10 protein-coding genes and 1 tRNA gene are annotated in these 13,054 nt (G+C 61.4%); 4 read left to right on the top strand and 7 right to left on the bottom strand.

Annotated elements, in window-relative coordinates; genetic code table 11:
- The first annotated feature begins 69 nt into the window (after nucleotides 1–69).
- From DYI22_RS05775 to DYI22_RS05785, 3 genes are read left to right on the top strand one after another with little or no spacing between them, the layout of a single operon-like run.
- Complete coding sequence (locus DYI22_RS05775; RefSeq protein ID WP_213477088.1) at nucleotides 70–510, top strand: DUF4864 domain-containing protein; 441 nt, start codon at nucleotides 70–72, stop codon at nucleotides 508–510.
- A gap of 1 nt (nucleotide 511) precedes the next feature.
- Nucleotides 512–2,206, top strand: a complete 1,695-nt coding sequence (locus DYI22_RS05780) for a VRR-NUC domain-containing protein (RefSeq protein WP_416234557.1) — start codon at nucleotides 512–514, stop codon at nucleotides 2,204–2,206.
- Between the two features lie 2 nt (nucleotides 2,207–2,208).
- A complete protein-coding gene (locus tag DYI22_RS05785; RefSeq protein ID WP_213477305.1) occupies nucleotides 2,209–4,461 on the top strand; it encodes an ATP-dependent DNA helicase in 2,253 nt (750 codons plus the stop codon).
- On the opposite strand, the gene DYI22_RS05790 is transcribed toward DYI22_RS05785, so the two are convergent.
- The 3 genes from DYI22_RS05790 to DYI22_RS05800 are packed head-to-tail and all read right to left on the bottom strand — an operon-like array spanning nucleotide 4,462 to nucleotide 8,572.
- Nucleotides 4,462–4,833, bottom strand: coding sequence for a VOC family protein (locus DYI22_RS05790; protein WP_213477090.1), 372 nt, complete (start codon nucleotides 4,831–4,833; stop codon nucleotides 4,462–4,464).
- A gap of 59 nt (nucleotides 4,834–4,892) precedes the next feature.
- Nucleotides 4,893–6,179: a sensor domain-containing diguanylate cyclase gene (locus DYI22_RS05795; RefSeq protein WP_213477092.1), complete on the bottom strand. Its 1,287-nt coding sequence runs from the start codon at nucleotides 6,177–6,179 to the stop codon at nucleotides 4,893–4,895.
- Nucleotides 6,180–6,199: 20 nt separating this feature from the next.
- On the bottom strand, nucleotides 6,200–8,572 hold the full coding sequence (locus DYI22_RS05800) for an EAL domain-containing protein (protein WP_213477093.1): 2,373 nt from the start codon (nucleotides 8,570–8,572) through the stop codon (nucleotides 6,200–6,202).
- A gap of 180 nt (nucleotides 8,573–8,752) precedes the next feature.
- Between DYI22_RS05800 and DYI22_RS05805 the strand changes: the two genes are divergently transcribed.
- Complete coding sequence (locus DYI22_RS05805) at nucleotides 8,753–9,196, top strand: hypothetical protein (protein WP_213477094.1); 444 nt, start codon at nucleotides 8,753–8,755, stop codon at nucleotides 9,194–9,196.
- Nucleotides 9,197–9,249: 53 nt separating this feature from the next.
- Here the strand turns inward: DYI22_RS05805 and DYI22_RS05810 are convergent.
- The 4 genes from DYI22_RS05810 to glyQ all read right to left on the bottom strand — a co-directional run bounded on the left by DYI22_RS05810 (nucleotide 9,250) and on the right by glyQ (nucleotide 13,035).
- Nucleotides 9,250–9,326: transfer RNA gene (locus tag DYI22_RS05810), tRNA-Pro, on the bottom strand.
- A 35-nt stretch (nucleotides 9,327–9,361) separates the two neighbouring features.
- Nucleotides 9,362–9,919, bottom strand: a complete 558-nt coding sequence (gmhB, locus tag DYI22_RS05815) for a D-glycero-beta-D-manno-heptose 1,7-bisphosphate 7-phosphatase (RefSeq protein ID WP_213477095.1) — start codon at nucleotides 9,917–9,919, stop codon at nucleotides 9,362–9,364.
- 24 nt (nucleotides 9,920–9,943) lie between these two features.
- Nucleotides 9,944–12,025 carry a glycine--tRNA ligase subunit beta gene (gene glyS / locus DYI22_RS05820; RefSeq protein ID WP_213477096.1) on the bottom strand — a complete coding sequence of 694 codons (2,082 nt, stop codon included), beginning with the start codon at nucleotides 12,023–12,025 and terminating at the stop codon, nucleotides 9,944–9,946.
- Between the two features lie 2 nt (nucleotides 12,026–12,027).
- On the bottom strand, nucleotides 12,028–13,035 hold the full coding sequence (gene glyQ, locus DYI22_RS05825) for a glycine--tRNA ligase subunit alpha (protein ID WP_323132886.1): 1,008 nt from the start codon (nucleotides 13,033–13,035) through the stop codon (nucleotides 12,028–12,030).
- Nucleotides 13,036–13,054 lie beyond the last annotated feature (19 nt).

The raw sequence follows: 13,054 nt of genomic DNA on the forward strand, positions 1-13,054 counted from the left end.
ATGGCTAAAGGATCCGCGGCACTTCCCTGCCCGTACCGTTTGAAATAAGATCAGACGAGGGGTGGTGCCATGAACAGCAAACGCATCAATATCCGTAAGACTGCACTACCGATTCTGCTCGGTGGCCTGGTTGCTGTGCTGATCTGGTCTTCCCACCCCCTTGCCGACGACAAGGACGCAGACATCCGCAACGCCATTCTCAGCCAGATCGAAGCGTTCGCCAATAACGACAGCGAACAGGCGTGGGCTTACGCCTCCGACGGAATCAAGCGCCGCTTTGGCTCCTCTGAGGTGTTCCTGGCGATGGTGCGGGAGGCCTATCCCGCCGTACACAGCGCGACGGCCATCGAATTTGCCGAGCGTGTGCCCCACGGGATGTTCGAAATCCAGACCGTGAGGTTGCAGGGTCCCGAGGGTAGGCGTTGGGACGCTTACTACAACATGGTCCTGACCGATGGGGTCTGGAAGATTGCGGGGGTTCGGCTACAACCGGCTGACATGGGAATCTGAATTGAGTATTGAACCCCCGCAAACGGCGGACCTTGAAGACCCCCTGTATTACCTGAAGAACATGAACACAGTCGTGTCATGGGTGGTACGCCACCATGGGGATCTTTTGACCGCCGCAGAACTCAGGGTGCTAGACCAATTTTTAACCCTGCCAACCGCCCCAAGAGCGCTGCTCGTTCGGATGGTGATGCGCACCGGGGAACTGTTCCGCGTCGACAAGCTGCAGTATCCGGAACTCGGTGTTGCCCAGACCGACGCGCTGGCGGCACTGATCGCCGGTGGCTGGTTGGATGCCGCCCCGGCGCTGTCGATTGACCAGTTGTTCCGTCTGTATACCCTCGGCCAGTTGCGGCCGGTGTTTGCACCGGCACTGCAGGAAGCGGGGGCATCGAAAACCGAGCCCAAGGGCCGGATGCTGGCGCTTCTTCAGCCGCGGTTTCCCGATCCACAACCGTTGGCGGACTGGCTGGGCCCCTCGGCACCCCCCGTGGTGCGGTTGCGGCACATGGCGCTGTTCGACCGCGTGCGGCTCATGTTCTTCGGCAACCTCCGCCAGAGCTGGGCCGATTTCGTGCTGGTGGAGCTGGGCCATCAACGCTTCGAACCCGTCCCTCTCACCCCGGGCTCCCGCGCTTTTCGCCATCGTGACGAAGTGGACCTCTACCTTGCCATGCATCAGTGCCGGGAATGGCTGGATCAGGGCGTTCCAGCCAGTGAGGTGTGGCCGCAGGTTCCGAGGTCGTCGGATAACGCCTGGCTCAGCAGCCGCCGCAACAGGCTGTTGCTGGAGCTGGGCCGGCAGGCCGAACGGCAGGGTGAGCGGGAACTGGCGCTGCAAGCCTTTGGCGCCAGTGGCCATCGTGAGGGCCGGCTGAAACAGCTGCGCCTGCTGGAACGGATGAAGCGCCACCAGCAGGCCTGGGAAATCGCATCCCAGTGGCACACACAGGAACTCAGTGACGCCGAGGCCCAGGGCCTGGCGCGGATCCTCAAGCGTGTTGCCGCCCGGCTTGGAGAAACGCCGCCGCCGGTGACGCCCGAGGTTACCCTTGAGACGGTCACCCTGACGTTGCCGCGGCCGGCCACTGGCTCTGTAGAGTATGCGGTGCAGGCACACCTGAACCGGGCAGAGGCCCCGGTGTTTTACGTGGAGAATACCCTGATCAACGGCCTGTTCGGGCTGCTGTGCTGGCAAACGATTTTTGCGCCGATACCGGGTGCGTTTTTTCACCCCTTCCACGTGGGTCCGGCGGACCTGACCCGGGAAGACTTCGTGGCCCGCCGCCAGGCGTTGTTTGATGAGTGCTTTACCAGATTGGCGGATGGCAGTTACCGGCATCAGATTCTGCAGAATTACCGGGCCAAGCAGGGCATCGCCAATCCGTTCGTGATCTGGCCCGTGGTCACCGAAGAGGTACTGGAACTGGCTCTGGACTGCATGCCCGCGGTCGATCTTGATCGCCTGTTCCGGCGTCTGCTGCTAAATATCCGCGAGCACCGCAGTGGCTTCCCCGACCTCATCCGTTTTCGCCGCGGCGATGACGGCGGCGGTCGCGGTTACGACATGATTGAAGTGAAAGGCCCGGGCGACCGTTTACAGGATCACCAGCGTCGCTGGTTGGCGTTTTTTGCCGAAGAGGGCATTCCGGCGAGCGTGTGTTACGTGCGCTGGCGGGACAATGGGATGACCGGATGACGATAAAAGTTGCCGTTCGCACCCTCTGCGAATTCGCCGCCCGCCACGGCGACCTGGATTTCCGGTACACCCCGGCCCCCACCGCTGAGCAGGGCATCGCAGGTCATCAGGCCATCCAGTCCCGTCGTGGTTACGGTTATATAAGCGAGTACTCACTGACCGGAAAATGCCTGGGGCTGGAACTGTCCGGGCGCGCCGATCTTTACAACCCCGGCCGCCGCCGGCTGGAGGAAATCAAGACCCACCGGGGTGATCTGTCCCGCGTGCGTGCCCACCAACGGGCCTTACACCGGGCCCAGTTACGGGCGTACGGGGCACTGGTGTGCCGACAGGAGAAGCACAAAACCCTGGAACTCGCCCTGATCTACTACGACACCGGCAACGACAAGGAAACGCCGGTGATAGAAACGGCCACCGCCGATGAGCTCTGGCAGGAACTCGAAGGCTTGTGTCAGCACTATCGGGGATGGGCTGAACAGGAGGCCCATCATCGGGAACAGCGGGACGCGCTGCTGACCGGGCTGGTGTTTCCCTTTGCCGATTTCAGGCCGCGACAACGTCAGCTGGCGGAAACGGTGTACCGCAACTCGGTCATATCCGCGACCCTGCTACTGGAAGCGCCGACGGGTCTCGGCAAAACCCTGGGCACCCTGTTTCCGGCACTCAAGGCAATGCCGGCCGCCGGGCAGGATCGGTTGTTCTACCTGACCTGCCGCAACACTGCGCGCGCGCTGGCGATGGACGCGGTGGCGCGTCTACGGTCCGCTCAGGGTGATCCGCGGTGGCCACTGCGAACGCTGGAGCTAGTGTCGAAAGACGATGCCTGTGAACATCCGGACAAGGCCTGCCACGGTGATTCCTGCCCGCTGGCGAAAGGGTTTTTCGATCGTCTGCCCGACGCCCGGGCCGAGGCGGCGCAGGCGACGGGCATCCTTGATCAGACCACCCTGGCAAGAATCGCCGCCGGCCACCACATCTGCCCCTACTTTCTCGCCCAGGAAATGGCTCGCTGGAGTGATCTGGTGATCGGCGATGTGAACCGGATGTTCGACCAGTCCGCCCTGCTGCACGGCCTGATTCGCCAGAACAACTGGAAAGCCGGTGTGTTGGTGGACGAGGCCCACAACCTGGTGGACCGGGGCCGGGGCATGTATTCGGTACGCCTGGACCAGCAACGGCTGTTAAAGGTGAAGAAGACGGCCCCGGCGCCATTGAAACCGGCACTCGACCGCACCGCCAGGGCCTGGCAGAGCCTGATCCGGGAGCACCCGGGTGTCGACCCTGCTCCGGTCTTTCTCGACACCCTGCCTTCCCGGCTATTGGGTGCCTTGCAGGCGATGGTTTCCCGGCTCACCGACTACCTGACGGACCACCCGCCGGAACTCGTGCTACAGGAGCTGCTGTTTGAAAGCGTGGCGTTCCTGAAGCTGGCCGATACCTTTGGCGATCACTCCCTGTGTGAGTTCCAGCGCACGGGCCGCGGTCGCGCCAGCCTGACCATACAGAACCTGATACCGGCGGACTTCCTGCGTGAGCGGTTCACGGCGGCGCAATCGGTGTTGCTGTTCTCTGCCACACTGAGCCCCGGCGTCTATTACCGGGATCTACTCGGTCTGCCGCAGGACGCGCGCTTCAAGTCGCTGCCCAGCCCATTCAGCGCCGATCAGTTACAGGTGCAGTTCACCCCGGACATCAGTACCCGCCAGCGGGACCGGCAACCCTCCCTGCAGCCGATTGCCCAACTGATCGCCCGCCAGTTCCGTGAGCGACCGGGGCATTATCTGGCGTTCTTCAGTAGTTTTCATTACGCCCGCCAGGTCAGCGAAGTGCTGGCCGACATCGCCCCGGACGTTCCGCAGCGGTCACAGCAGCCGGGTATGTCACCGCAGCAGCGCAAGGAGTTTCTGGCGGACTTCCGGACGCCCGATGGCAGCGTCGCGTTCGCGGTACTGGGGGGCGTGTTCAGTGAGGGGATCGATTTACCGGGAGATCAGCTGATCGGGGCGTTTGTGGCCACCCTGGGCCTGCCGCCCTTCGACCCTTGGCATGACATTCTCAAGGACCGGCTGGAACAGCGTTACGGCGCAGGTTATGAGTACACCTACCTGATTCCCGGCTTGCAGAAGGTGGCCCAGGCGGCCGGGCGGGTGATCCGCACCCCGGAGGACCGGGGTGTGATCTGGTTGATCGATGACCGCTTTCTGAAGCCGGCCATCCACCCTCTGTTGCCGCGCTGGTGGTTCGGCGCCAGCTGATTACCCGAAGTGGAAAAACGCGAGCTTGTTGCCGTCCGGGTCTTTCACGTAGGCGCCGTAGAACTGATCAGGAATGCGCTGGCCGGGCTCGCCGTCACAGGTAGCGCCCAGTTCGATGGCCTTGTGGTAGTGGGCGTCCACCGCTGCTTTGGAGCCCGGCTGCAGCGCCAGCATGTTGCCGTTGCCCGGGTGGTTGGGCTCGCCATTGTAGGGCCGGCATACGGCCAGCATGGGCGATTTCATGTTCTTGCCGATAAAGGCAATGCGGTCCATATCCAGCAGTACCCTGGCGTCCAGGTCTGCGAGCAGGTCGGTGTAGAATGCCTTGGCTTTTTCCATATCGCTGACGCCCAGGGTGACGTATCCGATCATATTCGTTCTCCTCTGATGGGTGTTTCGGTTTGTAGAATACGCCGGGTTCGGCGTCGGGATCAGTATCCCGTTTTGGCCACCACCCGGTTGCGGCCGGATCGTTTGGCAGCGTAAAGCGAGTGATCACAGGCTGCCAGTAGTTCCCGGACCGGGTTTTTCACCATCTGTCCGCCGGACCAGCTGACCACCCCGGCACTGAAGGTAACATTGAAGGTTTCCCCATCATCGCTCAGGAAATCCGTGGTTTCGAGGGCGAGTCTGAGAGACTCCGCTACCGCTTGCGCTTCTTCCAGGCTGGTGTGAGGCATCAGGATGATGAACTCTTCGCCACCGGTGCGGGCGACGATGTCCGACTCCCGCATTCGCTGGGCAACCAGTTCCGAAAATCCGCGTAGCACGGCGTCACCGGTCGGGTGCCCGTAGGCGTCATTGATGGCTTTGAAGAAATCGATGTCCAGCGACACCAGCGAGAAGGTGTCGCCATAGCGCTTACTTTCGGCCACCGACTCGTCCAGTTTTCTGAGCATGTAGCGGCGGTTGTAGAGCCCCGTCAGTTCATCGGTGATGGAAAGCTGTTCCAGCTCAAGCTCGAGGGTTTTTTGCCGGTCGATGTTGGTGACCATGCCATGCCAGCAGATGGTGCCGTCGGGGTCCTGTTCCGGTCGGGCCACGCCGCGAACCCAGCTCACGCGGTCATTGACCACTACCCGGTATTCGCATACCCATTCCTCCAGCGTGCGAGCAGATTCGTTGATGCTCTCGTGCACCATTGCAAGGTCGTCAGGGTGAATCATATTGAAGATGCGCTCGGGGTCGCGGACCCCGTCTTCGGCCGAGACTCCATAGAAGTCGAGGGTTTTTTCACTGAGAAAAGAGAAATAATAGCGTCCGTCCGGCTCACGCACGAAGGTGTAGATAATGCCGGGCAGCGACCGTGACAGCTGTTCGAGGTGGTGCTGGCTGACCACCTCACGGGTCACGTCAAGATGGGTACCCATCAGCCAGCGGGTGTCCATGCCCTGCTCGTCGGTCAATAGCGTTCCGCGAGTGTGGATGTAGCGCCATTCCCCTGATTTGTGATGCATGCGGATCACGCATTCGAACTGTCCGGCTTCGTTATTCAGATAGCGGGCCAGGGCCACTCTCGCCTCGTGGAGATCGTTGGGATGACACAGGTCTTCCCAGGTCTGGAAGTTGATGGGTTGCAGTTCGGCAAGGCCGTAGCCGAGCATTTGCGCCCAGCGGTCATTGTAGATGACTTCCTGGGTGTCGAGGTTCCATTCCCAGGTGCCGGCGCCGGTCCCCTCGAGAATGGCTTTCAGTCGGATTTCCGGTGTCAGTTCCATGTGATCTATTACTCCGGGGCTCAATGGCCGGCTTGGGGTTTTATCCTGTTATCCCAGTGGAAATCTTGGACCAGAGCCAGTGCCTGTGTCAGTGGCATGGGGGCGCCATAAACGAGCCCCTGGCCCAGTTCGCAGCCAAGGTCGACCAGTTGCGCCTCGGCCGCTGCTGAAGTGATTCCCGCGGCGACCTGCCGCCGCCCGAAGCTACGGGACAGGCTGATGATGGCGCCGACGAAGGTCGCGTGTTCTTCATTATCGGCCAAATCTGTGACAAAAGAAGGATCGATTTTCACTTCCTGCACCGGCAGCCTGCGGAACAGCTCTACCGACGACGCTCCAGTGCCGTACGCGGCGAGTGAAAAGTTCACGCCGAGCTCGCGACACGCCTGCAGCGTTGAAATCACCTCCGTGGTATCGTCCAGTGCAGTCGTTTCGAGGACTTCCAGTACGAGGCGGGAGCGCAGCGGTTCTGGGCAATGCGCCAGCACTGTGGTGAGGTCAGCGGTGAAACCCGGGTTCAGCAAGTGGGAGGGGCTCAGGGCGACGCTCACGCTGCCGGGCAGTTGCGCGCGGTGGAGCTCCTGGATGCAGGCCACCGCCTCACGGAGCATCAAATTGCCAAGGCTGCGGGCGTGTTCGGTGTACTCGATGTGCTCGAGGAAGTCGTCTGCCCCCAATAACCCTTTTTGCGGGTGGTGCCAGCGAACCAGCGCCTCAAGGCCATCGATGGTTTGCCAACTGAAGCTAAGCCTTGGCTGATAGTGGAGCGATAGCTGGCCAGCACTGATGGCCGTACCAATCTCCTCAATGACCTGTACCCGCTCCTTGCGGGAAATGTGGGCGTGCAGATCGAATAGTGTGAAGTTGTTCTTGCCGGCCTCCTTGGCCGCGTACATGGCCTGATCCGCGTGGCGAATGAGAAGGTCGGCGTCCGCCTTGTCCTGTGGATAAACCGTCACCCCCATACTTCCGGACAGGTGGAGCACGTAATGCTTGTAGTTGATGGGTTGGCGAATAGCGTCGAGAATGCGAGCGTAGACCCGCTCGTCGTCCACGTCGCGCAACACCGCGACAAACTCGTCTCCACCGAGCCTGGCGACGATATCATGGTCGCGCACGCTGGAGAGCAACCGTTCGGCAACCGATTTGAGTACCGCATCCCCGACCGCGTGACCGTGCGTATCATTGATTTCCTTGAAGCCATCGAGATCGATAAAGCAGACGGACACCAGACCGGAGCGCTGATCGGCCTCGTACAACTCCTGTTCGAACAGCTCGGTAAGCCGACGTCGGTTGGGCAGCCCGGTCAGCGCGTCGTAATTGGCAGCCTGCTCCAGACTCTTTTGCTGGTCCTGCTTCTGCTGGTAGAGCCGTTTACGTTTGATCAGGCTGCCGATGGTGTGCAGCAGCGGCGCCAGATCGTCGGCGAGTGATCGTCGGTAGCCGTCAAGCCGGTTAGCAAGGCCAACCAGCCCGATCTGCCGCTGTTCCGAGAACACCGGGATACCGATGTAGGCGTCAATGGGCGGATGGCCTTCGGGCAGGCCGCCGCGGCGGGGATCGGACCCCATATCGTTGGCGACAATCACCTCCCCGGTGGTCATCGGTAAGCCCAGAATGTTGTCCAGACGCTCGAAAATCAGACCTCGCCGCTCCACCTCCTGGTACAGCGCCTGGGTCGCAGGGCTCCAGGCGATATTGGTGATGGCGCCAATCTTCAGGTACGGCGTCTGGTCGTCCCGATACAGCACTTCGCCAATGAAACCGAACTGGCTGCCGGTCAGGGTCAGCAGATCGCTGAGCATCAGCTCGAACGCGCCGCGTTCGTTGTCGTTGGTCAGAAAAACCGTCTGGGCGCGCTGGATCGCCCGGGTTAGATGGGACACCGGTACGTACTGATTGGTGTCCGAATCCAGATAAGAGCGTTCAATCTCGTCTTCAACGATGCTGGCCAGACTTCGCAGAACGTCCAGATCGATTTCGCGCAGCGAGCGTGGTTTGTCGTCGATGATGCACAAGGTGCCGACTTTGTAGCCGCTGGGTTCACGAACAGGCATGCCAGCGTAAAAGCGGATGTGTGGCTCGCCGGTAACCAGTGGATTTTTCTGGAAACGGGGATCAAGGGCGGCATCCTCCACCAGAAAAAGCTTGTCCTGTTGGATGGCGTAGTCGCAGAATGCAACGGAACGGGGTGTTTCCGCGATCTCCAGCCCCTGGCGGGATTTGAACCACTGGCGGTCGGCATCAATGACCGAAAACAGCGCCGTTTTCACCTGATAGTACTGGCGCGCAATTCTTGTTAGCCGCTCAAAGCGCTCTTCCGGCGGTGTGTCAAGAATGCCCAGGCGCTCGAGAGCGGCCAGCCTGCGTTGTTCGGTGCCCGGTGATGCCATTGACCATGCTCCGTAAAAAAATCAGCGCTTTGTTGAACGTTACAATGATTCGCAAAGGTTAGCTCGCTATTTCCGACATTGGTCTGTCCCGCAGGGTTCATACTCGTGGCGCTGCGGGATGGATTCGTACGGTTTGTCGCGTGATGCACGGATGAACCACTGAGAAAGGAGGCTCCTGTGATGATCTACCCGTTGAAAACCCTGGTTTTTGCCACCCTGACTGCCATTACACCAATTTGCGCTACCGCCGATAACGGCGGTGCTGCCGTCGACGAGGTGCTGGTGATAGTTTCAAGCGCATCGCAACAGACCCAGGGCATGGCGATGGTGCTTTCCTCCACGATGCTGGAGAAGGGGGCAAAGGTGAACGTGCTGCTCTGCGATCAGGCCGGCGACCTGGCTCTGAAAACTTACGACGCGCCGGCGTTGAAGCCCAGGGAGGTCACGCCGGGGCAATTACTGCGCGGCCTGCTGGCCCAGGGCGCCAGTGTTAACGTTTGCGCACTCTATCTGCCCAACAGCAAGTATGGCCGCGAAGAGTTGTTCGAGGGTGTGGGCATTGCGATGCCACCGCAGGTTGTGGATCAGATGCTGGATTCCGGGGTGCGAACGTTTGAATTCTGAGTGCCGGCGAATGCCGGAAGGGATCAAAACGGAAGCGGGATAAAGCGGGAAAGTGGTCGGCGTGGCAGGATTCGAACCTGCGACCCCTTCGTCCCGAACGAAGTGCGCTACCAAGCTGCGCCACACGCCGATCAACGGCCGGTATTATACGGATTCGCTTTGTTTTTACCAGCCCTCCGCGGATAAAAGCGCATCCGTAAATCTGCCGAGATTGTCGTAGATGACCACCTCGGCCCCGGGGATCGGGCGGGCATCCAGGTGGCGCTCGGTGTCCAGGCCATTACCCGTGCGGACCAGGACCGGCCGGCAGCCCACCCGATGACCGGCTTCCAGGTCTTTGCGACTGTCGCCGATCATGATCGCACCCTGCAGGTTCTCGAGGTGAAAATGATCGCGGATCTGCTCCAGCAGGCCAGTCAGGGGCTTGCGGCAGCGGCATTGGTCATCGGGGTGATGGGGACAATAGGCGATGAAATCGACGCAGCCGCCCTCGGCTTCCACCAGATGCTCGAGCTTGTCGTGCATGGCGTCGAGGCCGTCGGTGTCGTAGAAGCCACGGGCAATGCCCGACTGGTTGGTGGCAATGGCGATGCGGTGCCCGGCGTTACAGAGCCGGGCAATCGCTTCAATGCTGCCGGGAATGGGAATCCATTCATCCGCTGAGCAGATGTAGTTGCCATCGTATTCGTTGATGACCCCATCCCGGTCGAGAATGATCAACATCGTGCCTTTTCGTTTGCCTCTGTCTCAGCTCGCTGTCGGCAGCAGAGAGATATCGGCCACCCGCAGGAACAGGTTACGGAGCTGGTTGAGCATCGCCAGACGGTTGTTCCGGATAGCCTCATCCTCCGCCATCACCATGACTTCGTCAAAGAAATTGTCCACCGGCTCACGCAGGCTGGCCAGCGAGCTCAGCGCGGTTGCGTAGTCACCCTGCTCAAACAGCGGCAGCACCTTGTCTGCCTGCTGGCTGATCTGCTCCGCCAGGGCCTGTTCGGCCTGGTCCTGCAGCAGGTTGCGGTCCACAGACTCCGCCACGGTGTCGCCACCCTGTTTGGTGAGAATATTCGACACCCGCTTGTTGGCACTGGCCAGGGCCTGGGCTTCAGGCAGCTGGCGGAAGGCCTCCACCGCCTTGACGCGACGGTCGAAGTCCAGTGGCTGGGTGGGCCGGCGAGCGTGGACTGCCAGGTACACCTCGGCACCGATCCCCTGCTCCTCGTAATGGGCGCGGAAACGCTCGAGCATGTAGTCGACCACGGTAGCGGCGGTGTCTTTCTCGGTCAGCACGGTGAAGTTGTCTTCCGCCCACTGGCAGCAGGTCTGCAGATCCAGCGGCAGCTGCCGTTCGATGATGATGCGCAGCACACCGAGAGAGGCGCGGCGCAGCGCGAACGGATCACGGGTACCGGACGGCGGCTGGTTGATGCCGAACAGGCCCACCAGGGAATCCAGCCGATCGGCAATGGCCACCGCGCAGCCGGTCAAGGTGGTGGGCAGGTCGTCGCCGGCGAAGCGGGGCATGTACTGCTCGTTCAGGGCGCTGGCCACGTCGGCGGCTTCGCCATCGTTGGCGGCGTAATACTGACCCATGATGCCCTGCAGGTCGGTGAACTCCAGCACCATCTCGGTAACCAGGTCGGTCTTGGCCAGCATGGCCGCCCGTTCGGCCTGAGCGGGATCGCCGCCAATGGCTTCGGCGATCTTTTTCGCCAGTGCCGCTACCCGCACGGACTTGTCGTACAGGCTGCCCAGTTTTTCCTGGAACACGATCGGCTTGAGCTGATCAATTCGCTCTTCCAGCCGGGTTTTGCGGTCGGTTTCGTAGAAGAAGGCGGCGTCTGACAGGCGCGGGCGGATCACCTTCTCGTTGCCGGAAATGACCTGAGCCGGGTCCTTGCTCTGCAGGTTAGCCACGGTGATGAACAGCGGCAGCATGTCGCCATCCGCAGCCACCACGTGGAAATATTTCTGATGTTCCTTCATGGAGGAAATCAGCGCTTCCGCCGGCACCTCGAGGAAGCGTTCTTCGAAGCGGCCCATCAACGGCACCGGCCATTCGTTCAGTGCGGTGACTTCGTCCAGCAGCTCGTCGTCAATGACGGCCTTGCCGCCGGCTTCCTTTTCCGCCAGCGCAATGACTCCGGCGCGGATCTGTTCGCGACGTTCGGCGAAATCCGCCAGCACATAGCCTTCCTGCTTCAGTACCACCTCGTAGTCGCCGGGGGTTGGCACGATCAGCGATTTCGGGCAATGGAAGCGGTGGCCCCGGGTCTTGTTGCCCGGCGTCAGGCCCATGATCGGGGTGTCGATCACCTTGTTGCCGAACAGCATGATGGCCCAGTGAACCGGGCGGACAAACTCGGTACGGTAGGCGCCCCAGCGCATGCGCTTGGGAATGGGCAGGGCAGCCAGCGCCTGTTCGACCAGCTCGGGCATCAGCTCGGCGGTGGGGCGGCCTTTTTCCACGGTGCGGAAGACCACCCAGGCACCCTTGTCGGTCTCCAGGGTGTCGAGCTGATCCGGGGTGACGCCGAGGGAAGTGGCGAAGCCGGTCAGCGCGCGGGTCGGGTTGCCGGCGTCGTCAAATGCGGCTTTCACCGCCGGGCCGCGCTTTTCCACGGCCTTGTCGGGTTGTGCATCGGCCAGATCACGTACCCGCACCGCCAGACGACGGGGCGCGGCAAAGCTTTCCAGCTTGCCAAAGGCAATACCGGCGTCCTGCAGACCTTTTTGGATGCCGGCGTTGAAAGCGTCAGAAAGCGGTTTGAGGGCCTTGGGGGGCAGCTCTTCGGTGCCCAGTTCGACCAGAAAATCCTGTGTTGCCATGATTATGCGTTCCCCTGTTCCTGCTTGGCTTTCTTCGCTTTCTTACCCTTCTTGCCGTTGGCCTTCTCGTCGGCGGCGTCGGCCGTCGCCAGCACTTCCTTGCGCAGCGCTTCCGGCGCCAGCGGGAAGCCGAGCTTGCGGCGGCTGTCGAAATAGGCCTGGGCCACGGCACGGGCAAGAGTACGCACGCGCAGGATGAAACGCTGACGCTCGGTCACCGAAATGGCGTGGCGGGCATCCAGCAGGTTGAAGGTGTGGGAGGCTTTCAGCACCTGCTCGTACGCCGGCAGCGCGAGGCCGGCTTCGATCAGCCGGGCACTTTCACGCTCATGCACGTCGAAGCTGTGGAACAGGAATTCGGTGTCAGCGTGCTCAAAGTTGTAGGTGGACATCTCCACTTCCTGCTGGTGGAACACGTCGCCGTAAGTGACCACGCCATCCGGGCCGTTGGTCCACACCAGGTCGTAGACACTGTCGACGCCCTGCAGGTACATGGCGATGCGCTCCAGGCCGTAGGTCAGTTCCCCGGTGACCGGGAAGCATTCCAGACCGCCCACCTGCTGGAAGTAGGTGAACTGGGTGACTTCCATGCCGTTGAGCCAGATTTCCCAGCCCAGACCCCAGGCACCCAGGGTGGGTGATTCCCAGTTATCCTCGACGAAGCGGATGTCGTGCACCAGCGGATCCAGGCCCAGGGCCTTGAGGGAATCCAGATACAGTTCCTGGATGTTGTCCGGTGACGGCTTCAGCACCACCTGAAACTGGTAGTAATGCTGCAGACGGTTGGGGTTTTCGCCGTAGCGGCCGTCGGTGGGGCGACGGCTGGGCTGCACGTAGGCCGCGTTCCAGGTTTCCGGGCCGATGGACCGCAGGAACGTCGCCGGGTGAAAGGTGCCGGCACCCACTTCCATGTCCAGGGGCTGGAGCACGACGCAGCCGTGCTGCGCCCAGAAATTCTGCAGGGCCAGAATCAGACCCTGGAAAGTTTTGACGTCCGGGGTATTGTTGATAGTTACCTTGTCTGTCACG

Origin of the sequence: Marinobacter lipolyticus (genome assembly GCF_018424605.1) — a bacterium.
Taxonomy (GTDB): Bacteria; Pseudomonadota; Gammaproteobacteria; order Pseudomonadales; family Oleiphilaceae; genus Marinobacter; species Marinobacter lipolyticus_B.

Excerpts from the sequence above, each read along its gene's own strand:
- DYI22_RS05775 (WP_213477088.1), top strand. The coding sequence starts at position 70 with ATGAACAGCAAACGCATCAATATCCGTAAGACTGCACTACCGATTCTG.
- DYI22_RS05790 (WP_213477090.1), bottom strand. The coding sequence starts at position 4,833 with ATGATCGGATACGTCACCCTGGGCGTCAGCGATATGGAAAAAGCCAAG.
- DYI22_RS05795 (WP_213477092.1), bottom strand. The coding sequence starts at position 6,179 with ATGGAACTGACACCGGAAATCCGACTGAAAGCCATTCTCGAGGGGACC.
- DYI22_RS05800 (WP_213477093.1), bottom strand. The coding sequence starts at position 8,572 with ATGGCATCACCGGGCACCGAACAACGCAGGCTGGCCGCTCTCGAGCGC.
- DYI22_RS05805 (WP_213477094.1), top strand. The coding sequence starts at position 8,753 with ATGATCTACCCGTTGAAAACCCTGGTTTTTGCCACCCTGACTGCCATT.
- gmhB (WP_213477095.1), bottom strand. The coding sequence starts at position 9,919 with ATGTTGATCATTCTCGACCGGGATGGGGTCATCAACGAATACGATGGC.
- glyS (WP_213477096.1), bottom strand. The coding sequence starts at position 12,025 with ATGGCAACACAGGATTTTCTGGTCGAACTGGGCACCGAAGAGCTGCCC.